Source organism: Endozoicomonas sp. ALC013 (assembly GCF_049310205.1).
Classification (GTDB): Bacteria; Pseudomonadota; Gammaproteobacteria; order Pseudomonadales; family Endozoicomonadaceae; genus Endozoicomonas.
Genome location: NZ_JBLYNS010000034.1, coordinates 1 through 23,114, shown reverse-complemented (window position 1 = coordinate 23,114; position 23,114 = coordinate 1). Strand labels below are relative to the sequence as shown.

Below are 23,114 nucleotides of genomic sequence, written 5' to 3'. Positions count from 1 at the left end.
AATGTGAGTGAGCAGTGAGCGCTACCTGTGGGCCGACTGGCCTGCGCCGGAGGGTGTTAAAGCGTTGGTGACTACCCGAAAGGGTGGGCTTAGTGACACTGGTTTTTCCAGCTTCAACCTCGGGCTCTACTGTGGTGATGACCAGGACACGGTTCGGGCAAACCGGCAGCGACTGGAGCAGGACCTTGATCTGACCACATCCCCGCTGTGGTTAAGACAGGTGCATGGTGTTGCCGTTGCCGATGCCAATGCTGACCACCAGGAAACGGAAGCAGACGCTTCGGTTTCCCGCCAACCGGGAGCAGCCTGTGCTGTGCTGACGGCAGACTGTTTACCGGTTCTGTTCTGTAACCTGGAAGGAACGGTGGTCGCGGCCGCTCATGCTGGCTGGAAAGGGTTAGTGGGCGGGGTTCTTGAAGCGACGGTGCATTCCATGGCAGTGCCACCCCAAACCGTTATGGCCTGGCTGGGGCCTGCCATCGGTCAGCATAATTTTGAGGTTGGACCGGAAGTCAGGGAGCAGTTCCTGGCGGAAGATGCTGGTTGCTCTGAAGCATTTATTCCCGGCCGTGGTGATCGCTGGTTTGCCGATCTTTATTTGCTGGCGCGCAGGCGGCTGAGCAGGCTTGGCATTAACAAGGTGTACGGTGGTGAGTTCTGTAGTTATGACCAGTCTGATCTTTTCTATTCTTACCGTCGCGATGGAAATGCGTCGGGAAGGATGGCCTCCCTGATCTTGAGAGTGCCATCTCTGGCCTGATACAGACCTCCCCGGAGCCTTTTGCCTTCCCGCTTAAATGTTTCCTGCTTCTGTTTCGGGGAGGGGAAAGGTTCATTCAGGAATGGGGGGGAGTGGTTTGGTATAGGTGCGGTTAGCAGTCCAATGGTGGTCATGGGATTCTGAAGCCTATTGTTTATCGGTGTCGGGTTTGATCAGACAACGGTTGTCTTGTGGGTAACAGTTATCTGCTGGCTCAGATATCGGTTGGAAAGTGCTCATAAGGGGCGTCTCTGGTGCTGGTTCTACTTTGCGAACAGCCAGTTCGATCCATTGGCTTTCTGAGGGTACTTGCGCAATGGATGTTTTTCTTACGAAGTCTCCGGTCAGGTTATCGAAACTTTGTAAATGCCGGGTTGGTGAACTTATTGTTGCTATTTGTCCGTGTTTAAACTGGTTAATGGTGTTTGGTGGTTTTTTTTGGTAGGCATCTGTTGGAGTCGAAACATTTTGAGGGTTTTGCCGGTTGAAATTTAACCGGCTGATCCCAGCTAAACAGTTCATCAGTTCATTCTCATTATGGTGGGTTCAAAAAGAGCAGACTGGCAATAAGCGTGATTGGTTCCTGTTGATTAAATAAAAAGATGTTTTCGCAGTTACGATTTACTGTTCATCCTTGAAATGCCACACACCAGCACTATATAGATACCTAACCATATGAAATTATCTGTTTCTGGCTATTTAAAAGTAAAAACCGGAAGTGAGATCATGAGTAGGAGAAGGTCATTATGAGAATGGATCGGCTGACCAGCAAACTCCAGTCAGCTCTGTCTGATGCCCAGTCTCTGGCTATTGGCAAAGATAACAGTCAGATTGAGCCCGTCCACCTTTTGCTTGCGCTCATCGACCAGAAGGGAGGCTCGGTCAAGCCTCTGCTGATGCAGGTCGGCTTTGATGTGAACACCCTTCGTGGTGAGCTGACCGACATGCTGGAACAGCTGGCCAGGGTGTCATCGCCGACCGGTGATATTCAGACGTCCCAGGCCCTCTATCGAATGCTGAACCTTGCGGACAAAAAAGCACAGCAGGCCAGTGACCAGTTTATTTCCAGTGAAACCATGCTGCTGGTCATGATGGAAGACAGTGGTCCGCTGGGCAAATTACTGAGCAGTCAGGGAGTCAGCCAGAAAGCGCTGGAAAACGCTATTAAAAATATTCGCGGAGGCGCGTCTATTGACGACCCGAATGCGGAAGATTCCCGAAACTCCCTGAGCAAATACACCATTGATCTGACCGAACGTGCAGAAGTGGGTAAGCTGGATCCGGTCATTGGCCGGGATGATGAAATCCGGCGGACGATCCAGGTTCTGCAACGAAGAACCAAAAATAATCCGGTGATTATTGGAGAGCCGGGCGTCGGTAAAACCGCCATTGTTGAAGGACTGGCCCAGCGTATCGTCAATGGTGAAGTGCCTGAAGGTTTGAAAGGAAAAAGGCTGCTATCGCTGGATATGGGCGCATTGATCGCTGGTGCCAAGTTCCGTGGCGAGTTTGAAGAGCGGCTGAAGTCAGTGCTGAATGACCTGGCCAAACAGGAAGGTCAGATCATCCTGTTTATTGATGAAATACATACCATGGTGGGTGCCGGTAAAGCGGATGGGGCCATGGACGCCGGGAACATGTTGAAACCTGCGCTGGCCAGGGGCGAGTTGCATTGTGTCGGTGCCACGACCCTCGATGAGTACAGACAATATATTGAGAAAGACGCAGCCCTGGAAAGGCGTTTCCAGAAGGTGCTGGTGGATGAGCCCACGGAAGAGGATGCCATCGCCATTCTCCGTGGCCTGAAGGAACGCTATGAGGCGCATCACGGGGTTGATATTACTGATCCGGCCATTATTGCTGCGGTCAAACTGTCCCAGCGTTATATCACTGATCGACAACTGCCGGATAAGGCGATTGATCTGATTGATGAGTCCGCCAGCCGTATTCGGATGGAAATGGACTCCAAGCCGGAAGCCATGGATCGACTGGAACGTCGCCTGATTCAACTCAAAATAGAACAGGAAGCCCTGAAGAAAGAAGATGATGAAGCGTCCAGGGAGCGTCTGGCCAGGCTGAATGAGCAGGTTGGTGAACTGGAGCGCGAATACTCGGACCTGGAAGATGTCTGGAAAGCAGAAAAAGCCCAGTTGCAAGGGGGGCAGAAGCTGCGAGAAGCAAAAGAAAAACTGTTGATTGAGCTGGAAGCCGCCAGACGGGCAGGGGATTTAACCAAAATGTCTGAAATACAGTATGGCACCCTGCCGGAACTGGATAAACAGCTGGCCCAGGCGGATGCGCTGGAAACCGGCGAGCATCAGCTGCTGAGAAACCGGGTCACGGAAGAAGAGATTGCTGAAGTGGTGTCCAAATGGACAGGCATTCCGGTTGCCAAGATGCTGGAAGGCGAGAAAGAGAAGTTGCTGCGTATGGAGGATGCGCTCCATAAACGGGTGGTTGGCCAGGATGAGGCAGTGATTGCGGTTGCTAATGCGGTGCGGCGCTCCCGGGCCGGGTTAGCGGATCCCAACCGCCCTAACGGCTCCTTTATGTTCCTTGGCCCAACCGGTGTTGGTAAGACCGAACTGTGTAAGGCGCTGGCTGAATTTCTGTTTGATACGGAAGATGCCATCGTCCGTATCGACATGTCAGAGTTTATGGAGAAACACTCGGTTTCCCGCCTGTTAGGTGCGCCTCCGGGGTATGTAGGTTATGAGGAAGGTGGCTACCTGACCGAAGCCGTACGTCGTAAGCCGTACTCTCTGGTGTTGATGGATGAAGTTGAGAAGGCGCATCCGGATGTTTTTAATATTCTTCTGCAGGTATTGGAAGATGGTCGTCTGACCGATGGTCAGGGGAGAACGGTAGACTTTAAAAATACCGTTATTGTCATGACATCAAACCTGGGGTCTGACCTTATTCAGACATTCCAGAACAAAGAGACCGGTGAAACCGATTTTGAACAGCTGAAGAGTACCCTGATTGAGGTGGTAGGCACGCACTTCCGGCCAGAGTTTGTTAACCGGATTGATGAGGTAGTGGTATTCCATCCGCTGGGTGCCAGCCAGATCAAATCCATCGCCAGCATACAGTTGGCTAACCTGGATCGCAGGCTGGCGGACAATAATCTACGGCTGACGCTTTCTGATGAGGCAATGGATCAGCTGGCAGAAGTCGGTTTTGACCCGGTGTATGGTGCCCGGCCATTGAAGCGGGCTATTCAACGGAGCATAGAAAACCCGCTGGCTGAAGCTATTCTATCTGGCCGATATAAACCAGGTGATACCATTAACGTGGCAGTGCAGGATGGGGAGCTGGCGTTTTCCTGATTGAGAAAACTACGGATTGAACGATTTTTCACCTGACCTTACGTTAGCAGGTATTCTTTTTAATGGAAGGGACTGCCTGCTTCCTCAGGATACTCTTCCTCAGTTTTCTGCAATAGGATTTGCATAGAGGTATTTATATGTATCCAGTGGTTGTATCCGATCTTGATGGAACTCTGCTCACCAAACAGCATGAACTTTCTCCCAGAACCCGTGACGTGATTCGGTATCTGAGTGAGAAAGGTATCAAATTTATTTTTGCTACTGGCCGCCACTTTCAGGATGTTGAAAGAATAAGATCACAGCTTGGCGTGGATATGTATCTGATTACCAGTAATGGTGCCAGAGTTCATAATCCGAAGGGCGAAATGATTGTTCAGCACGATATTAACCCCGAATTTGTGCAGCCATTATTGTCCCTGCGAAAACCCTTTGCAGATAAGGTTCATACCAGCGTTTATCAGGGAGAGCAGTGGCGGGTTGAGGTTGAGCATAAGGACCTCCATGGATTCAGCAAGGCGAGCGGCTTTACCTATCATTTGGCTGATTTTGATACGGTTGAAACCAGTGCCATCCAGAAGATCTTTTTTGTCGCGGAATCCCACGCTGACTTATTGCCACTGTCTGACCGGGCCCGTGAACTTTACGGTGATCAGTTTTATATGACCTACTCTCTGCCGGAGTGTTTTGAAATTATGGCACCGGGCGTTTGCAAGGGGACAGCACTGGAAGAGGTGCTGAAGCTGAAAGGTTATGGTCTGCAGGATGCCATCGCTTTTGGTGATGGTATGAATGACTTTGAGATGCTGTCCAGCGTCGGCAAAGGTGTGGTGATGGGTAATGCTGACCCATCGCTGGTGAACAGTCTGCCGGGACTTGAGCGTATTGGTCATTGTGATGACCACTCGGTGGCTGAGTACCTGGCGAAGCTCTACGGCCTTTAACTATTTCCTGTTGGTGGTCCTGGCGCATGGCTGCTTTGGCATAGCCAGCAACGGTGACCACCGTCTTCCTCGTCAGCCGTGCGCTGGCTTGTCAACAGCTTTACATCATCGTTGTTCATATCTATTGCATTTCTTTATGCTGGGTTGACATAAACCCTGGGCAGTTCATGTTATAGCGGAACTTTTACAAGAAAGAACAGTCCTAGCTTGTGATTCAATTATTCAATTATTCAATTATTCAATTATTCAATGACTGACCCATATTTTAACTCTCACTCCTTATATTTGGAGTTTCACAAAGCCTATGAGTCTGTTATGTCGAGCAATGGATTGGTTGTGCATGGCTGGCCGCAACATAGAGGTTTAGCATTTGGGCGGCCGGTTGAACAAACTGCACCCGTCAAGTATTTAAACCCCTTGATTCCATGTGGTGCAAGCTTCAATAGCCCATTCAGTGATGTTCATTTTAAAAACATGCCAGTCAATGTTGTTGCTTCTCATGAATCTGAACAAAGTGAACTGCCAGGCTCATCATATACACCCGGTGCATACCAACAAATCGGCCAAAATACTAAAGCGCTTACCGGTCAATCAGAAATAAGAATTGATCGGGTTTGGAGTATGGCCGGTGATGCGAATGCTCACTTATACGCCATTAATGCTAATCATCCCCCACCCACCGCAACATTGACAGGCACTGTAGGAAATAATGTTTCAGGTTCAGGGGAATTCACCTCGCAAAGCTTATCAGTTGCTGATGTTCAGCACACTCCCGATGAACCTCTGGCCACTATCCCTGATAAGACTTACCAGAAGGGTTGCACAAGGTCAGAGAAAATGAAGGCTTACCAGAAGACTTACCGTCAGTCTGAGAAGGGGAAGGCTTACTACAGGGCTTTCTTCAAGGCTTACCGTCAGTCAGAGAAGGGGAAGGCCTACTACAAGGCTTACCGCAGGTCAGAGAAATATAAGGCTTATCGTAAGGCTTACCAGAGGTCTTACCGCACGACTAACCAGAAGGCCAACGAACAGTCCAGTGAACCGGCGAAGGCTGCCCAGAGAATTCATGAGGAGTCTGTTAAGCTAAAGGCTTTCAAGAAGGATTGCCGGAAGGCTTATGTAAGGAATTACCAAAAGGCTTACCGAAAGGCTTACTATCCGGTATTGAAGAATACCGGCGATATAGAAAAAGCCAGAATCGCTGGCAGGCAAGCTACTGCCTTTGTAAAAGAAGCGAATAGAGCAAGAAAGATGAGTCTGAAGCAAACTCCATTGCCCTCCCCACCTGCCCGGTTTTCAAGCTGACTGAATAAAAGGGGAACTTTTTAAGTAAAGAACAGTCATAATCTCAGATTCAATTATTCAATTATTCAATTATTCAATTATTCAATTATTCAATGACTGATCCATATTTTAACTCACACTTTCTGCGTTTGGAGTTTCACAAAGCGTACGAGCCTGTTATATCGAACAATGGATTGGTTTTTTATGGCTGGCCGCAGCACAGAGGTTTAGCATTTGGACTGCAGGTTGAACAAACTGTACCAGTCAGATATTTAGGTATTTTGGTGCCATGTGGTGCAAGCTTCAATAACCCGGTCAGGGATGTTCATTTTAAAAAAGTGCCAGACAGGGCTATTTATCTTCAAGAATCTGAACAGGGTGAACCGATAGACTTATCACACAGACTTGGAGCATACCGGCAAGCCGACCAAAATACTAAAATCCTTACCGCTCCATCTGAAGGAAGAATTGATCGGGTTTGGAGTATGAGAGATGAAGCGAATGCTCACTTATATTCTATCAATGCTAATCACACCCCACCTGCTTCAACACTGAAAGGCACTGCAGTAAATGAGTCGGATGTTAAAGCTTCTACTTCCGGCTCTGGTGAGTCTGTGACGATATCTCATGATAAGACGTACCAGAAGGCTGATGCCCAGTCCAAAAAACGGAAAGCTTGCCGTGAGCCAGATAAAGAACGGGTGTGTCGGCAAACTCGCAAACGGTCCGAAAAACGGAAGGCTTCCCAGAAGGCTTATGTACATTCCGAAAAAGGGAAGGCTACCCGAAAGGCTTACGAACGGTCCGAAAAGCGTAGGGCTGCCCAGAAGATTAATAATAAGATTTACAATCAGTCCGAAAAAGGGAAGGCTGTCCGACGGGCTTATGCGAAATCCGAGAAACGCAGGGCTTACCAGAGGGCATACCAGAGGGTTTACCAGAAGAGTTACTATCACGTTTTCAAAAAAACCGGTGATAGAGAGCAAGCAAGAATTGCTGCCAGGCAAGCGACTGCCTTTCAAAAAGAATTGGATAAAACAAAAAATAATGAGCTTTCATCGGTCTCTGTTTCTTAGCTTGTCGAAGTACGGTGGCACTATCCTTCGACAGCTCAGGATGAACGGGTATTAACGCCTGGGAGGCTGACCGAGGATAGCGCCCGTCTAGGCGACCCCGTAGCGAGGATGGCAGAAAATTGAGGATAAAAAGTCGGAAATTTTTAGTGAATAGTGGTTCTATTTGCTAAAAATTTCCGACTTTATAGACCAATTTGCTGCCACCGCAGTAGGGCAGTCTATTCTCGGTCAGCCTCCTGGTTTTCAAACTGACTCAGTATCATAGCTATCCAAAGCTTCTGGCTTTTTGATAAGCACTTCGCTGGTGCATGCGCTCAAGGTAAGCGAGAGTATTAGTGCGTCCTTCCAGCACGCCTTGAGATTGGGCAATCTCAAGCATAAAGGTCATCATAATATCCGCTGCGCTAAAGGTATCGCCCGCGAAATAGGGTGAATCCGCCAGGGTGGATTCGATATACGAAAAATCCAGGGCAAGTTCTTTGGCAAGGTAACCGTCCAGCGGTTGGGTACCGTCTCTTTGCTCCATCTGCAGTAGCAGATTGGCAATCAGAGGCAGGCTCAGAGAGCCTTCGGCAAAATGCAGCCACTCCAGGTAGCGGTAATAGCCGGGTGTGCCAGCGTCCGGGCGCAGTCTCTTTTCGGCGTCCTGATCGAGAATGTACTCCATTACGGCACCGGACTCACACATTACCACGTCACCGTCCTCAATCACCGGAGCTTTATTGAGGGGGTGAATTTTTCCAAGGCTGGCAGGCGCTAAACGGGTACTTTTATCCCGTTGATAATGCACTAACTGATATGGCATTTGCAGTTCTTCCAAAAGCCAGATCACACGGGTCGAACGGGATGCATTCAAGTGATGTACAGTAATCATGGAAAACCCCTGTTAAGCCAGGTTGTCGGGACCGACACGAACTACAAGCTTGCCAAAGTTCTTGCCTTCAAGAAGACCAATAAAGGCTTCAACCGAGTTTTCCAGGCCGTCCACCAGATGCTCTTTGTAATGGATTTGTCCCTGAGACAGCCACTGTTGCATAGCAGCGAAAAACTCGGGATACCGGTGGCCATAGTCGTCAAATACAATGAAACCCTGCATTTTAACGCGCTTGACTAACAGCGTACCCATCAGTGCGGACATCCGGTCTGGCCCCTCCGGTAAGGCAGTGGCATTGTATTGGGAAATCAGGCCACATAAGGGAACTCGGGCGGAAGGATTAAGCAGCGGCATAACAGCATCAAAGACACGCCCACCGACATTCTCAAAATAAACATCAATACCGTCTGCACAGGCATTGGCCAGCTGTGCTGGTAAATCTTCTGAATAATGATCAAGGCAAGCGTCAAAGCCCAATTTCTTAACTGCGTAGTCACACTTTTCAGCGCCACCAGCAATACCGACCACCTTACATCCTTTTATTTTGGCAATCTGACCGACAAGGCTGCCCACAGCACCTGTGGCAGCTGCCACCACTACGGTTTCACCCGCTTCAGGCTGGCCAATATCCAGTAAGCCCATATAGGCTGTCAGCCCCGGCATACCCAGCACACCCAGGCCATACGAAGGCTTGACCAGCGTACTGTCAATTTTGACCAGGTCAGCGCCATTGGACACGCTGAAATCCTGCCAGCCGCCACCAGCAACCACCCAGTCACCCACGGCAAAATTGGCATTCCTGGAAAGCTCGACGCGACAAACACTGCCCCCAACCATCACCTCATTAATAGCCACCGGATCGGCGTACGACTTGGCATCATTCATCCGTCCACGCATATAAGGGTCGAGAGACAGATAGACCGTTCGCAACAATACTTCGCCCTCAGCCGGCTCAGGTTTGCTACTGCTGACTAACTTAAAGTTTTCAACTGTTGGTGCCCCCGAGGGTCTGGACGCCAGCAGGATTTGTCGATTGGTGTTTTGGGATTGGTTTAAAGTATCCACGGTTTACTCCATTAAAATATGTATTAGATGAATGGGGCAAAAGCTGAAGAAGAGTGATTTTGCCAGAAGACCTCGATCAAAAAATCGCACTGTGAGACAGGTAATGGCCAGGACAGTAAAATCAGTGCTTCAAACGTAAGACACTGGCTGGATAGCCTGCTTGATTAAGCGTAATCCGGCAAGCATTCTGAAGGTTACCGTCCTGAACATCAATGTCTGCAGTTTGCACCTGAGTAGTTAGTTAACGACTTAACAACCGGATCACCGCAACAGCCACTGCATGAGCACTCGCCGGATTCTGCCCGGTGATCACGCGATCATCTTCGATCACCAGCTCCTGCCATGGCTGAACTTTGTTGTAGCGGACGGCATTGCGAGCGAGAGATTCCTCAAGAAGGAATGGGATGTCATTGATGGTGCCGAAATCAATTTCTTCTTCACGGGTAAAGCCAGTGACCGATTTGGTGGTCAGTAACTTCTCACCTGAACTCAGTGTAATCGGTAATAACGCCGCAGGTCCGTGACAAACCGCAGCCAGAATCCCACCTTTTTCATAGTGACTGGCACTCAACCTGGCCACCGTCTCATTTGACGCCAAATCAGACAGAAGGCCAAAACCTCCCGGATAGAAGACCGCGTCGTAATCATCAATGTTAATGTCTGAGGCCGGGATTGTGTTGTTGATACGGTTCTGGAATTCTTCATTACCCAGAACACGACTATTGATCTCATCACCATCAATATCGGTTCCATACAGTGGTGCCTGACCACCATGAATGGAGGTGATATCGTAGGTGCAACCATGCTCCATAAATACCTGTAAGGCATGGGTTAACTCGGGCGAGTATGTACCGTTGGCCTGATCAGTAGTACCCAGCGTTGCGTGATTGGTAACAGGAATCAGAATTCTTTTCATGGGGGTCCCTCTCTACCGACATGGATAACTATTCTTATGGCGACGACTATACTCCTGACCCCGGGGTGATAATAGTGATTTTTTTAAATTCTTTCGACGCTGACCACCTTCGTCTATCAAGTGGTGATATTTGCTGCAAATCTTTGCAAGAAACGTGAGGATGTTATCTTGCTTTCACAGGATTCAACATCCTGCATCAGTTTTTCAATTTTTTTAGGGAATAATGCGATTGCCAATTGTCCCATGAGCCCTTCGAGATCATTGAGGCGTTGAAAGGTTTTAGGTGAAAAGTCTTTTGGTTCCATCGTAAGTACTCGTTGTGACGTCCATATCTTTCTTATGTTGGATTCCGGGTTGAGCAGATCCCTTCGCAATGATTGTGCAAGTGCAGGTTTGGTACATTGTTCAGACCATTTTCCAAACAGATCTATGATCTCTGAACTCTCAATTTCCTGTTGCTGTTTACCCGGGAAGGCCGTGGGGATGCTCAATCTGATTTCGTCCAGTAACTGTGGCAGCCGTCTGTTGTCTCCATCAATCATCGCCAGCAAAAGTTCCGAACAGTGTTTATTAAATCCGGTCGCTGATAAAGCATTACTCTTCGCGACATGAACTTTGATGGTTCTGGTTTTTAATGGTTTTTCAAGCCAGAAAATAAGTTTATTGAAAAGAGTCCGGACGCTTTGCCAAATAGCGGTTTTCCTTCCATGAAATAACTTCCCGGCACTGGCTGCCCGGACGTTGTCTTTGTTGGGTAGAAATTTCTGTGGTGAGGGAGAGGTTGGTTTATTGACCGGGTCCATGGCTAATCCTCTTGCTTTATTATTCGGTACCGCTAAATTGATAGTAGTTTGATCTGAGCGTTGCTTTTCCTTCTGCATCGCCCTGTTTGTTTCATCGAAATGGTGTGTTTTGTACCGACATCATTTTTTGTTGTCGTGTATTGTTTAAAGCCAGATGACTCAGTTGCTTTTTATGATAATTTATCAATCTCATAATCTACAGTAGCGGGGCATAGTGCAGCAAATGGTGCAGCAAATGTTTCTGGCTACTTGAAGGATGCACGATTTTACCCTGGTCCAAAATACACTGAAATTGGTGATGCGCCTATGTACGCTATGCATAAAGAGAATCTGGTCGGTTGTCAGTGGGTGGAGTCACCTGTCGGGCGTCTCAACGTTATGGCCTCTGCTGATGGCGTTGTTTCTGTGAAACGTACCAATAATCATGGCTTGCAGGCTGAAGCCAGCACGGCTGAACATACATCGGTTGCCGTGCAACAGGCTATTAATGGTCATCTGGCTCAGGCCAGAGATGAGTTGGAGTCCTACTTTCGCGGAGAGTTGACCCGCTTCACAGTGGCGCTGGATCTTCGTGGTACCGACTTTCAGCAGCAGGTATGGAGTGCGTTACAGCAGATTGGCTATGGCAAGAGCTGTTCCTACCAGGATATTGCCAGCAGCATCCGTCGGCCTAAAGCGGTCAGGGCCGTGGGAGCCGCCAATGGTGCCAACCCGGTGGCGATCATTGTGCCCTGCCACAGGGTGATCGGAAAAAACGGTAAACTGACCGGTTATGCCTATGGGGTTGAGATGAAGAGGTATCTGCTGGATCTTGAGCAGGGTAATAGGAGGGAAGGGAGATAATCAGGGGGGCTGGCTTTTCATGAAAAAGCCAGCCGGGGTTGCTATCAGAGCCAGCCGCCCAGGTCTTTCCAGCGGTTCACAATGGTGCAGAACAGCTCAGCGGTTTTTTCCGTATCGTAACGGGCTGAGTGAGCCTCTGATTTATCAAAATCAATATCCGCTTCGACACAGGCTTTGGCCAGCACTGTTTGTCCATAGGCCAGACCAGCCAGCGTAGCGGTATCAAAGCAGGAGAACGGATGGAAGGGATTCCGTTTCACATCACAGCGCTCAGCCGCTGCCATGACAAACCCCAGGTCGAACGACGCATTGTGTCCAACCAGTACCGCCCTGTTGCATCCCTGGCTTTTTACCGCCTTACGGACGGAACGGAAAATCTTGTTGATGGCCTCCTCTTCCGCCATGGCAATGCGCAGCGGGTGAAAGGGGTTAATACCAATAAAGTCGATAGCGGCCTGCTCAATATTGGCACCTTCGAATGGCTTGATATGGTACGACTCCGATGGGCCCGGGTGGATAAAACCGTGCTCATCCATTTCAATCACGGTGGCTGCAATTTCCAGCAGTGCATCTGTAGCGGCATTGAAGCCGCCGGTTTCCACATCGATTACCACAGGCAGAAAGCCGCGGAATCTGTTGGCCATGGAGTGGCTGTCATCGGCCCTCAAAGGCTTCTCCTTACTCATTAACTGTCAAAAAATACCGCAGGTTGCCACCAGGTTATTAGGGCAGCAAGAGTGGGATTTTTCCTCGGCTCACGGCTGCTTTAGCCAATGGCTATGATTTGAGCCGCCAGGATACGGTTTCTCCGGCTCTCAGAGGTTTCACCCGGTTATCACCGAAGGCAATGGATTCTGGCATGACCCAGTCCTCTTTCACCAGGGTAATGGTGTCCTGGTTTCTGGGCAGGCCATAGAAATCGGGGCCATTGAAACTGGCAAAGGCTTCCAGTTTATCCAGAGCGCCCATCATGTCAAAGGCCTCGGCATAGAGTTCAATGGCTGCCGGTGCTGTGTAGCAACCTGCACATCCACAGGGGGACTCTTTGGCACCAATGGCATGGGGAGCAGAGTCGGTTCCCAGGAAAAAGCGACGATTGCCGCTTACTGCGGCTTCCAGCAGCGCCTGCTGATGCCGGTTTCTCTTGAGAATTGGCAGGCAGTAATAATGGGGTTTGATACCACCAACCAGCATGTGGTTGCGATTATACAACAAATGATGGGCGGTAATGGTAGCCCCCAGGTTTTCTCCCCCTTCATTGACGAACCGGGCAGCATCAGCCGTGGTGATGTGTTCCATGATGATCTTCAGGGTCGGGAAGCGTTCTACCAGTTTAACCAGGTGGCGGTCAATAAAGGTCTTTTCCCGGTCAAAGATATCGATGTCGGCATCGGTAACTTCACCATGCACCAGCAATGGCAGTCCACACTCCGCCATGGTTTCCAAAGCGTCGTAAATGTTCTCGAGGTTTGTCACGCCGGCATCAGAATGGGTGGTTGCGCCGGCAGGATAGAGTTTCAGTGCCACCACATCACCCCGTTGATGGGCATTCAGGATAGTTTCAGGGGACGTTTTATCGGTCAGATACAACGTCATTAATGGTTGAAATGCCGAATCAGCAGATACCTGTTCGAGAATACGCGCCTTGTACTGGCTGGCCAGATCGGCATCCGTTACCGGTGGTACCAGGTTGGGCATAATGATCGCCCGGCCAAAGGTTCTGGCGGTGGCTGCCACCGTTTCCGTCAGAACATTGCCATCACGAAGGTGGAGGTGCCAGTCATCAGGGCGGGTAATGGTCAGTAATTGGCTCATTTTGGAAGGTACCTGTTCCGGTTATATATGATCGAACCGGATGGGCATCCTAGCGAAAAAAAGGCCATGTTGATAGTAGGGGCCTGAGAAAAGAGGCATAAAAGCAGCGCTTTAACCCGTATTTCTGGCCTTTTGATGTTATGATTCCCGGGCTTTATCTACACTGACTCCGGCTTAGGCCAAATAATGATGAAAGCGTCTTGGCGAAGCGCTATTTATGAATTATTATTCACAAAAAAAGAATATTTATCCTTCACTGTTGACAGATTCCTGTTGCGGTATGTCGTTGGAGTTGAGCAATGAAAAAAATTAATAAAGTGGTTCTGGCCTATTCCGGCGGCCTGGACACCTCAGTGATCGCAAAATGGCTGGAAGACACCTATCAGTGTGAAGTGGTTACCTTTACCGCGGACCTGGGGCAGGGTGAAGAGGTAGAGCCAGCCCGGGCCAAGGCAGAAGCCCTTGGCATTAAACAGATCTATATCGATGATCTGCGCGAAGAGTTTGTCCGTGACTTTGTCTTTCCCATGTTCCGTGCCAATACCATTTACGAGGGTGAATACCTGCTGGGAACCTCCATTGCCAGGCCACTGATTTCCAAGCGCCTGATTGAGATTGCCAATGAAACCGGTGCCGATGCCATTGCTCACGGTGCCACCGGTAAAGGGAATGACCAGGTGCGATTCGAGCTGGGTGCTTATGCACTGAAACCGGGGGTTCAGGTGATTGCGCCCTGGCGTGAGTGGGACCTGAACTCACGGGAAAAACTGCTGGCTTACTGCGATGAGCACGGTATTGCGGTGGAGCGCAAGAAAGGCAAATCGCCTTACTCCATGGATGCCAACCTGCTGCATATCTCCTACGAGGGCGGCATTCTGGAAGACCCATGGGCGGAGCCGGAAGAAGAGATGTGGCGCTGGTCGGTAGCGCCTGAATCCGCCCCGGATGTGCCGACCTATCTGAATCTGAGCTATCACAAGGGGGATATTGTTGCCATCGATGGGGAGGCAATGACGCCAGCCCGAGTGCTTGCCTTCCTGAATCGGATTGGTGGTGAAAATGGCATTGGCCGTCTGGACATTGTTGAGAACCGCTATGTGGGCATGAAGTCCCGGGGCTGCTATGAAACGCCCGGAGGCACCATTATGCTTAAAGCGCACCGGGCCATTGAATCCATTACCCTGGACCGGGAAGTGGCCCACCTGAAAGATGAGCTGATGCCGCGCTATGCCAAACTGATCTACAACGGCTACTGGTGGTCACCGGAGCGGGAAATGCTCCAGAAGATGATTGATGAAAGCCAGGAGCCCGTGAATGGTGAAGTTCGCCTGAAATTGTATAAGGGCAATGTCACGGTGGTTGGCAGACGTTCTGATGACTCGCTGTTTGACGAAACTATCGCGACCTTTGAGGACGATGCCGGAGCCTACAACCAGGGGGATGCTGAAGGGTTTATTAAGCTGAATGCATTGCGGTTAAGGATTGCGGCGAATAAAGGACGAAAATTAGACTGAAAATGACAGGCCTGCATTTCGGGTGCAGGCCATTATCAGTATTATTGTATTAATCCACCTTTTACCAGGCTGTTCGGCCCTGTTGGGCTGAACTGATCAAAACAGGGCAACAGTTTATTTTCAACTAAACTACCCTCAGCAGTGTTCATCTTGCTCAGCTATTCTCGGACAGCCTCTTGGGAATGCTTCTGTCCCAGGCTTAATATTTATTCTAATATCGTCGTTTAATGAAGAAGATTTACAGATAATGTTCCGAACTTATCATAAATTAATGCAGACGACGGGAGGTACAAATTTCGCAGAATTACCTCTTGTGACTGATAGCACCACACCATCGAGGTCTCGCTATTCAGGTCGGGACTTATCAATACAAGAACCTGTTGAACTGACCCTCCCGCCCATTGATACCTCCGGACCCTCTCCAGAGGTAGCACTCTTAAAGAGAAAAGTGTCTCAAATTGCCGGTTCATCAGTGGATGAGAAATCAAAAAGAGGACGAGCAGAGCATGAAAATGAGCACCAGCACAATCCGTCGATTAACGCTTTAGAACAACTGAAGGTCCTTTGCCGGAAAAGAAACATCATCATCAAACCCACGTTAGATAAACTGATTCATTCCTGCCCGAATGAGTCGAAGATGCAACTGTTCTCTAAGCTAGGTATTTATTTTAGTCATTTGAACGATGCTGTTAAGAATACAGGTACGATTACCAGCATGCTATTGTGCGGAGAAGGGACCCAAAAAACGAAGCGAAAAATTAACCAGTTTTTGAGTACTGACGACTGTGATATCAAAGCAATTGCACTTTCTCCAGTTGTTAAATCCATTTCTTCTATCTGTCATGCTTATGGTTTTCCCAAAGCCGGGGACGTGGATGCTCTGCTGAAGCTACCGAACCTCCAGAAGAATGGCAAGCTTGACCGGAAACGACTGAGTTTTGTTTCTTCTACCAATCATGGTAAAGGCGTTCCCAAAATTGTGGAAGAACTGCTGAAAAGACAGGGTTTACGCATCAAATAAGTACTAATAATTACTCAAGTTTCCCATTGTCCCAGCCGGTTAAGGATGGAGAAGTTTTTTCTGTTTACTTCCTATTGAGCTTGTCCGACCAGTCGGGAAGCCGGGTTTACACCCTACTGTGAGATCACAACGCCTTTTACCTTGATCTTGAACTTTTGGTTGAAGAGGTTGTCTATAACCTTTTATAACTAATTTAGGTGTTTATATTATGTATGATGCTTCTGTATCTCATCTATCAAGTCAGAGATTTGCTGAAGGTGCAACAACAGAATGTGCTGGTTGTAAGGGAGATCCTGTTGCAGAAAGTCCGGGCGAGGCAGGTGTTCAAGAGGTCGTGTCAGCTTTTGGCAGGCTTGTTACAAAACAACTTGAGCCAGTTAAAGACTCAATTAATCAGGTGAATCCTAAAAAAGTGAGTACGCTGGAAATTCTCGCCAGTGTTGCCAGTGATCGCAAACCAAAAAAAACAAATTTTGAACGAATTGTTTATGTGATTGAATCTGTGCCCAAAGAGAAGAGAGAGGCGGTATCGGCTTCATTAACCAGATTGTTTAAAGCGAATAGAGTGGCAGGGGCTGAAGACATTAAAGAGCAGATAAGCCGTCTTTTCCAGTCTCATGGTGATTTTGAAGTACCTAATGAAATTAAGGGATTACAAAAGCAACAAGAGCTATTAGCGCAACAGTGGACAAAAGAAAGATCTGAATTTTTGGATAAATTAGAAAAACATGTCGATGAATTAGAGCCTGAATGGTTTGAGGATAGAACCGTTGTTAAGCGGGAGGGGGGAGCGTACAATGTCTCGATAGGCTACGGAGGCAAGAGGGAGTCAACGGATCTATTTTTGCATATTCCAGAGGGGGCAATAGACGGGGTTACCTGTAGAAAAAATGCAGTTACTTTTAAAGCAGGCATTATGCATGGCACTACCATGCAAAAGGAAGTCGACTTACTTATCCGTTCGCTTCGCAGAAAAGAACTTTCACATGCTGAGTGTGCCAGATTAGCGGATTACTCTACAACCAGGATGAGTATTTCCCTGAGGAGTGAACATCTATTTTCCGTGTATCTTTTACCTGAAGATAAAGGAGTTAAGATGGAAATTCTGCTACCGGGAGAAAACAGATTGGACTTGCCGTCCAGTGGTGATTTTAATACGAAAGTTCAGGCAAATATTGAGGATCAGAGAGTCTTCAGTGCTTTAAGCTATTGTCTTGGTAAAGGCGTTGAATTCTGTTTTGATCCAATGATAAACATGGATAATTTTCTGAAATATGAACTGATAACATTCAAGGGTGAAAAACAGGTATTCCTGGATGTGATGAGCCTGTTCATGAAAGCCAGATCTCCAAAAAATATTTCCGCTACCTCATTGATAGCTCATTGATATCTCATTTTTAATAATTAAATCTGTGAAATTGAAAAAGCAGGCCATACTGGGTAATCGGTTATACAATGAGGTCGTATAAAATGCCACCGGTGACCAGTCAGCCTGCTGTAAAAGTGCCTCAATCTTGCCGGAGTAAACAGCAGAAACTCCGCGCTGCCGGAGCGTTAGCCTCCTCAGCCAAGGTGCTTTCAGGTCGTTCAGGAAAACCCATTAGCATCAGGACAGTGGCATCATCGCCTAAACGATGCGCCATGAATCCAGAGCAGGCAAAGTTCAGAGAAATAGCAACGAATACAGTAGATATATTGAACGATCAAGCGATCAGATTACATGGCAAAACAATAGATCTTAAAGCAATCATTGACCGGTGTATTGACAATACCCGGTTCTATGCTCCCAACGACGCCATTACCCTTCAGCCCCGCGCAGGTTTCTTCTTTCCCGATACTGATATCCAGGTTATCAGGGAAACCTCTCTGGCAGCGTGTCACCGGCTTGTCAGGGAGGAAGGCAAAGACCACGTGGCTTGCCTGAATTTTGCCTCTGCTGTTCAGCCCGGGGGGATGTTCCGGGAAGGGACCAACACCCAGGAAGATAGCCTGGCAAGAGCCTCTGCACTGTTTGCTTCTCTGGACAGTGACACAGGAAAGCAGATGTATGCTTATAACAACCAATATCAATACACCAATCGAGGACTTTATTCTGATACGATCTTGTATTCACCGGATGTTCCAGTCTTTAAAGATGACAACGGCAATCCGGAAGAACCTTACCTGATCTCGTTTATCACCGCTGCGGCAGTGGACCTGCCTTATTGCAAAGGAATCAAGCAAAAGACTCTCCAGCAGACAATGTATAACCGTGCCAGAAAGATCCTGGCCGTCGCTGCCAATAATGGTGTGAAACATTTGATTCTTGGAGCCTGGGGCTGTGGGATCTTTGGCCATGATGCAGCTGATATTGCGCGGTTGTTCGCGTCTCTTTTGGCTGAGGATGACTTTAAAGAGCGGTTTGTCTCTGTGTCGTTTCCGATTACTGATCCGCAAATGCTGCGGGTGTTTAAAGGCCATCTGTCGTGAACAGGGTATAGAAGTCCTGGTGTTCCGGAAGTGTTGGTGATTTTGTCAATGATCATACCTCTGTTCCTATCTGGCCTCGCATTTCGTGGAACCCGGTTTTATCCGTTTTCTTCTGCATACAAATCCTCTGAATCTTTGTCTTTTACTCGTGTGACGGGGATAAAAAGCAAATTTTGATGGTCTGAGGAAGCAAACAGGATCAGAGGTTTCAGAGCTATGAATATTGCCGGTGCAAGCCAGACGACAACAATTGACTATTTGTCGTTAAAGGGTAATCGAAAATCATTAACATCTGCAGAAGATGGGTCAGAAAAAGCTGCTGCTGTAAAGTTTCTTTCAAAGCTTGAATGCCTGTCATGTCAGGATGTATATGAAAAACCACTGTCTACTCGTTGCTGTGATAAAGTTTTATGCGCAGATTGCTACCTGTCACTTCCTGATCCCAAAAAATGTCCAATCCACAGGTTAGAGTTTAAGGGCTCAATTCAAGATGACTTAAAATGTCAAGATCGTATAATTAATAATCAAATAGAGGAAAGTGTAGGCCTTTTTAACGATGTTCCATCTACCGTCACAAGTATCGATAAGCGTAGAGGTAAGGCGCAGAATGACGCGATACAACTGATTAATTCCAGTGCCTCGCCAAGTACGGATAGAACCTGCCAGCCAGTCAGGCAAAATGAAATGGTGGAGAATACTGGAGGCTATGACAATGTAAATTCTTTGCCATCTTCAGAATCGGGTCATATTTCCTCTTCCTTTGGCAATAGAGCCTTCAACTTTCAAGCTTCAGGCCCTTACTCTGTGAACTCTTTTCCTGACATTGGTATGAGCATCCGATCAGCCGGTAATCTTCTCCATGTAGTAGCCGGAGATGGTATCAATCTTAATGGAAGACAGATTCGAGGTTCAAATCTTGTTATTCATAATGGTGAGGTTGTGTCTGGTCACAATGTAACGGTTACAACTCCGGGCCGTCAAAGAGCCCCTGTCAGCGAATATGAGTTTAGAGAAGATAATGTTGATTTTATTGATATACATACCAATCAGGGAGATATCCTTATCAAAGGACAATGCCCCGTAAACCAGCATCAGGTGTCAGTTATATCATCCAGAGCACCAAATCTCAGAAATAATAATCTGAGCCTCCATTGTAATGAAAATGTTCAGCTGAGAATCCCGGAGTCATTTGTTGGCGGAATGCAATTACATACTAATATGGGAGATATTGTTACCCATCGTAGCTACAGAATTAAATCCGGAGGAAGGCTTCATACCAATATGGGAGATATAAATGTTAAAGTTGATAGTTTGCTTGTCAATGCATGTGGAAGAACTAATTTGGGGGATAGTGTTGTAAATGTACAGAATCAATATGTTCATTGGGGGCGTCAGGTGTTAAATTGTGAAAGTAATGCGGGTGATGTTTATATATGTGATCAGGGTTAACCGAATATTTTTCTAAAACGCCCAAATTACCCCAAGTGTTTCATAAACGTTGTCACTGTTGTGCTGGCTATTACTTATTTTTCTTCATCAATACTTTTTTCCTTTAGCCATTTTTTCCAGAAATCCTTATCCCCTCTATCTGCAAATCGACTGTTCTTTGACCATTCTTTATGTTGGGACAGGAATTCGTTTATCATCTCATCCACTTTTTTAGTATCTTCATCACTGCTTGCTTCTGATTTTAAATTCATCATAAGAGTACTGTTTGGTAGTGGGTATTCAAAATGACCATTAGTGTATAGCTCTTTGATCTGAGTTATCAGGCGAATAACTGTCGATAACTGTTTACTATTTGTTGCACCCTCTTTAATCTTTTTTAACTGGTTTTCTAATGGTCTGATGACCCTTTTGACTTTAATTCCTGCATCAAATTGTAAACCTGCTATTGAATAGATCAGGCTTTTATCGGTGTTGCGGGTAATTAATTCATCAATGTCGTCGATGTTTTCCAAAATATCTTCAAGTCTGTCAGCAATGTTCATTTTCAGTGTTTCAAGAAGGTCAGATAACTGATCCAGTCGATCTTTATCAGGGGTCAATTCTTCAGGATTGATAGCTTTCAGTTTTTTAATTTGATCCTTTGCAAATCCAGTGTAGGATAAAAAATTTGTGTAAAATGTATCTTTATTTTCTCTTAATTCTGAAAAAAAGCCATCACTTCCCTCATATAAAATCAACTCGTCACTAATATGCAGTAAATCCAGAGCGGCAGGGTTATAGTTCAAGCACTGCCAAATAAATACAGGCAAAGAGCATATTATGATATCGATATCTTTTTCTGTATTTTTTTCAAACCTGTGGCACGTACCGCGAAATTCTGGCAGATATTTTTTTGATAATCTTTTTGTATCCAGGCTAAAGTCGTGAAATCGTTTAACCGGCTTGGTGTTTTTTGTAATTATATATAAATCAATATCGGAATAAGCGGTTGTAGTACAGTGCATACTGCTTCCATTAAAAGCAATTACTACAACATCATGGATGTTGATCGAATAAAATTTTAAAAGACTGAAAATTTCAGGGTTTTGTCCACGTAATAGCGATCTCATTACTACTGAATAAGACGAGTAGTTATTTTTTAATTTGATAGTGCTGATTTCTCTTTGAATTAAACGGGTGCATCGTCGTATATGATCAAGGGAGATGTCAGTATCTTTTGGCTCAGAATCCATTAATTCAATACACATTCTTTTGGCCATTTCAAGTGTATTGGTATATTCCAAAGAGGTGGAGCTGTCAGGAATTTCTTTGTCTTTTTCAAAAAACGAAACTGATTTACAGCTAAATGCAGGTAGTAGATGCTTTTCTTTTATATGCTGTTTTAATTCGTCCTTCGATGGGAAAAGGTTATTACAAAAGCATTGAACTCCTGAAGGTGTCATATACATGATCCTCAATATAATTACATCATTTCAAGATTACAGAATATGCGTCGCATGTATTTATAGTCCAATTATCACAAAATTTACTGAGAATTTACCATGAATACATTAGCAATTAATGCATTGCGCCCAGAGTTTGATAGTTATCAGCGTAACGAAACTCAAAGTAACGCTGTTAAACTATGGAATCGGATATGTCGGGCTTATTCGCCCAGGTATCAACACATTAAAACGGTTCTTACGGACAATTTGGTTGAATACTTTAACCAACATTTAACAGCTGATCACCTGTCGATCAATCGTCTTGTTTTTCCTGTATCAGATGACGCACTTAAAACCTTTTTGTCACACTATGATGCCATTGAACAACGTCGGTCCGGTTGCTCCGATTATCTATCCCGGCACAATTTACCTGAATCTGATTATGAAGAGGCTATTAGACAGCTGTACGATGGTGAAGAACAACCGACAGAGGTGAAAATTTTATTCGGTATCCAGGGAATGGGTAATGGTCATTTGACACGCTCTCGTCTTCTTGCCAAAGCATTGGCCGATCGTGGAGCCAAAGTTCAATATCTTGTTTCAGGTCGTCAGAAGAATAAACTTAATGATATGGAGGTGTTTGGTGATTATTTGCACCGCAATGGATTTACTGTTATATCGGAAAGTGGCCGTTTGAAATTTTTTCAGACATTCATACATTTAATGCATGACAGCTTTGGATTTATACGTGATGTCTGGACGTTAAATGTGAAGGACTATGACCTTATTATCTCTGACTTTGAACCGGTCACGGCCTGGGCTGGGTATTTAGCTAACAAGGCAGTTGTTGGCTTTGGTCATCAGTATTCGTTTGATTTCGATGTCCCCATATTGCGGAGATTTTCCATTTCAAGGTTGGCGGTGAAACTCTTTGCTCCAGCCACAGAAACTATCGGGCTTCATTGGGTTAATTTTAACAATCAGTCCATCTTGCCTCCGATCATCGACACAACAATGCAACCATGCCCGGATAAAAATCATCTTGTTGTCTATTTGCCCTTTGAAAATCAGGATAATGTTGCTCATTTATTGAATAAATTTTCGGGATATCGTTTTAAAATTTATGGTCCCAGGGCACCGGAGGTTGTTGGTAATGCGGAGTTTTTTCAAATGAGCGTAAAAGGCTTTAAAGAAAGTCTACAGTCATCCAGAGGGGTGATTTGCAATTGTGGATTTACGCTTATCGCTGAATGCATGCACATTGGATTACCTATTCTGACTAAACCACTCAAGGGACAAATAGAACAATTATCCAATGCCTATACACTTGAAAATCGACAGCTGGCTGAAGTGTTCTATTGCCTGACTTATGAAAATCTGAAGAACTTTATAGAAACCGCCCAGCGTAAAGAGGCTAATCCATATCCCAATGTAGCGGATGCATTGGCCGGCTGGGTTGTTTCTGGTCGTAGAGAGACGGTTGCTGAATTATCTGAAAAGCTCTGGCAGAGTCAGCAAGCGAGGTGAACAT

The 23,114-nt window shown here is 46.6% G+C and carries 20 protein-coding genes; 12 read left to right on the top strand and 8 right to left on the bottom strand.

The genetic code is table 11. The annotated features are described in order from the left end of the window. Positions 1 to 7 precede the first annotated feature (7 nt). The gene (gene pgeF, locus ACO6V1_RS08845) at positions 8 to 760 is read left to right on the top strand and encodes a peptidoglycan editing factor PgeF (protein WP_422466555.1); all 753 of its coding nucleotides are present in this window, start codon (positions 8 to 10) and stop codon (positions 758 to 760) included. A gap of 147 nt (positions 761 to 907) precedes the next feature. On the opposite strand, the gene ACO6V1_RS08840 is transcribed toward pgeF, so the two are convergent. After that, positions 908 to 1,282, bottom strand: a complete 375-nt coding sequence (locus ACO6V1_RS08840) for a hypothetical protein (RefSeq protein WP_422450970.1) — start codon at positions 1,280 to 1,282, stop codon at positions 908 to 910. 224 nt (positions 1,283 to 1,506) lie between these two features. On the opposite strand from ACO6V1_RS08840, the gene clpB reads away from it, so the two are divergent. From clpB to ACO6V1_RS08820, 4 genes are all read left to right on the top strand, one after another. After that, on the top strand, positions 1,507 to 4,089 hold the full coding sequence (gene clpB, locus ACO6V1_RS08835; protein WP_422461857.1) for an ATP-dependent chaperone ClpB: 2,583 nt from the start codon (positions 1,507 to 1,509) through the stop codon (positions 4,087 to 4,089). A gap of 137 nt (positions 4,090 to 4,226) precedes the next feature. Next, positions 4,227 to 5,030 (top strand): Cof-type HAD-IIB family hydrolase, encoded by an 804-nt coding sequence (locus ACO6V1_RS08830; RefSeq protein ID WP_422461859.1) that lies wholly within the window; start codon positions 4,227 to 4,229, stop codon positions 5,028 to 5,030. A 621-nt stretch (positions 5,031 to 5,651) separates the two neighbouring features. Continuing rightward, positions 5,652 to 6,335 carry a hypothetical protein gene (locus ACO6V1_RS08825; RefSeq protein ID WP_422450974.1) on the top strand — a complete coding sequence of 228 codons (684 nt, stop codon included), beginning with the start codon at positions 5,652 to 5,654 and terminating at the stop codon, positions 6,333 to 6,335. Positions 6,336 to 6,427: 92 nt separating this feature from the next. After that, positions 6,428 to 7,390, top strand: a complete 963-nt coding sequence (locus ACO6V1_RS08820) for a hypothetical protein (protein WP_422450976.1) — start codon at positions 6,428 to 6,430, stop codon at positions 7,388 to 7,390. Positions 7,391 to 7,655: 265 nt separating this feature from the next. Here the strand turns inward: ACO6V1_RS08820 and ACO6V1_RS08815 are convergent, their stop codons facing one another. The 4 genes from ACO6V1_RS08815 to ACO6V1_RS08800 form a co-directional block, all read right to left on the bottom strand. Beyond that, positions 7,656 to 8,264 (bottom strand): glutathione S-transferase family protein, encoded by a 609-nt coding sequence (locus ACO6V1_RS08815; protein WP_422466553.1) that lies wholly within the window; start codon positions 8,262 to 8,264, stop codon positions 7,656 to 7,658. 12 nt (positions 8,265 to 8,276) lie between these two features. Then, entirely contained in the window at positions 8,277 to 9,329 is a 1,053-nt protein-coding gene (locus ACO6V1_RS08810; protein ID WP_422450979.1) for an NADP-dependent oxidoreductase, read from the bottom strand. A 241-nt stretch (positions 9,330 to 9,570) separates the two neighbouring features. Next, positions 9,571 to 10,245, bottom strand: a complete 675-nt coding sequence (locus ACO6V1_RS08805) for a type 1 glutamine amidotransferase domain-containing protein (protein ID WP_422466551.1) — start codon at positions 10,243 to 10,245, stop codon at positions 9,571 to 9,573. A 116-nt stretch (positions 10,246 to 10,361) separates the two neighbouring features. After that, positions 10,362 to 11,126 carry a hypothetical protein gene (locus tag ACO6V1_RS08800; protein ID WP_422466549.1) on the bottom strand — a complete coding sequence of 255 codons (765 nt, stop codon included), beginning with the start codon at positions 11,124 to 11,126 and terminating at the stop codon, positions 10,362 to 10,364. Between the two features lie 228 nt (positions 11,127 to 11,354). On the opposite strand from ACO6V1_RS08800, the gene ACO6V1_RS08795 reads away from it, so the two are divergent. Next, the gene (locus ACO6V1_RS08795; RefSeq protein WP_422461865.1) at positions 11,355 to 11,891 is read left to right on the top strand and encodes a methylated-DNA--[protein]-cysteine S-methyltransferase; all 537 of its coding nucleotides are present in this window, start codon (positions 11,355 to 11,357) and stop codon (positions 11,889 to 11,891) included. Positions 11,892 to 11,935: 44 nt separating this feature from the next. On the opposite strand, the gene rnt is transcribed toward ACO6V1_RS08795, so the two are convergent. Beyond that, positions 11,936 to 12,535, bottom strand: a complete 600-nt coding sequence (rnt, locus tag ACO6V1_RS08790) for a ribonuclease T (RefSeq protein WP_209278595.1) — start codon at positions 12,533 to 12,535, stop codon at positions 11,936 to 11,938. A gap of 133 nt (positions 12,536 to 12,668) precedes the next feature. Next, positions 12,669 to 13,706, bottom strand: coding sequence for a dihydroorotase (gene pyrC, locus ACO6V1_RS08785; RefSeq protein ID WP_422461867.1), 1,038 nt, complete (start codon positions 13,704 to 13,706; stop codon positions 12,669 to 12,671). 299 nt (positions 13,707 to 14,005) lie between these two features. Between pyrC and ACO6V1_RS08780 the strand changes: the two genes are divergently transcribed. From ACO6V1_RS08780 to ACO6V1_RS08760, 5 genes are all read left to right on the top strand, one after another. Further along, a complete protein-coding gene (locus tag ACO6V1_RS08780) occupies positions 14,006 to 15,220 on the top strand; it encodes an argininosuccinate synthase (RefSeq protein ID WP_422461868.1) in 1,215 nt (404 codons plus the stop codon). Between the two features lie 313 nt (positions 15,221 to 15,533). Further along, positions 15,534 to 16,241 carry a hypothetical protein gene (locus ACO6V1_RS08775; protein ID WP_422450989.1) on the top strand — a complete coding sequence of 236 codons (708 nt, stop codon included), beginning with the start codon at positions 15,534 to 15,536 and terminating at the stop codon, positions 16,239 to 16,241. A gap of 208 nt (positions 16,242 to 16,449) precedes the next feature. Beyond that, positions 16,450 to 17,628 carry a hypothetical protein gene (locus ACO6V1_RS08770; protein ID WP_422450991.1) on the top strand — a complete coding sequence of 393 codons (1,179 nt, stop codon included), beginning with the start codon at positions 16,450 to 16,452 and terminating at the stop codon, positions 17,626 to 17,628. Positions 17,629 to 17,696: 68 nt separating this feature from the next. Then, a complete protein-coding gene (locus tag ACO6V1_RS08765; protein ID WP_422466547.1) occupies positions 17,697 to 18,710 on the top strand; it encodes a TIGR02452 family protein in 1,014 nt (337 codons plus the stop codon). Between the two features lie 216 nt (positions 18,711 to 18,926). Further along, positions 18,927 to 20,159: a hypothetical protein gene (locus ACO6V1_RS08760; RefSeq protein ID WP_422450992.1), complete on the top strand. Its 1,233-nt coding sequence runs from the start codon at positions 18,927 to 18,929 to the stop codon at positions 20,157 to 20,159. Positions 20,160 to 20,233: 74 nt separating this feature from the next. On the opposite strand, the gene ACO6V1_RS08755 is transcribed toward ACO6V1_RS08760, so the two are convergent. Next, positions 20,234 to 21,601: a hypothetical protein gene (locus ACO6V1_RS08755; protein ID WP_422450994.1), complete on the bottom strand. Its 1,368-nt coding sequence runs from the start codon at positions 21,599 to 21,601 to the stop codon at positions 20,234 to 20,236. A gap of 99 nt (positions 21,602 to 21,700) precedes the next feature. Here ACO6V1_RS08755 and ACO6V1_RS08750 point away from each other — a divergent pair, with 99 nt between their 5' ends. After that, complete coding sequence (locus ACO6V1_RS08750) at positions 21,701 to 23,110, top strand: glycosyltransferase family protein (RefSeq protein ID WP_422466545.1); 1,410 nt, start codon at positions 21,701 to 21,703, stop codon at positions 23,108 to 23,110. Positions 23,111 to 23,114: the final 4 nt, after the last annotated feature.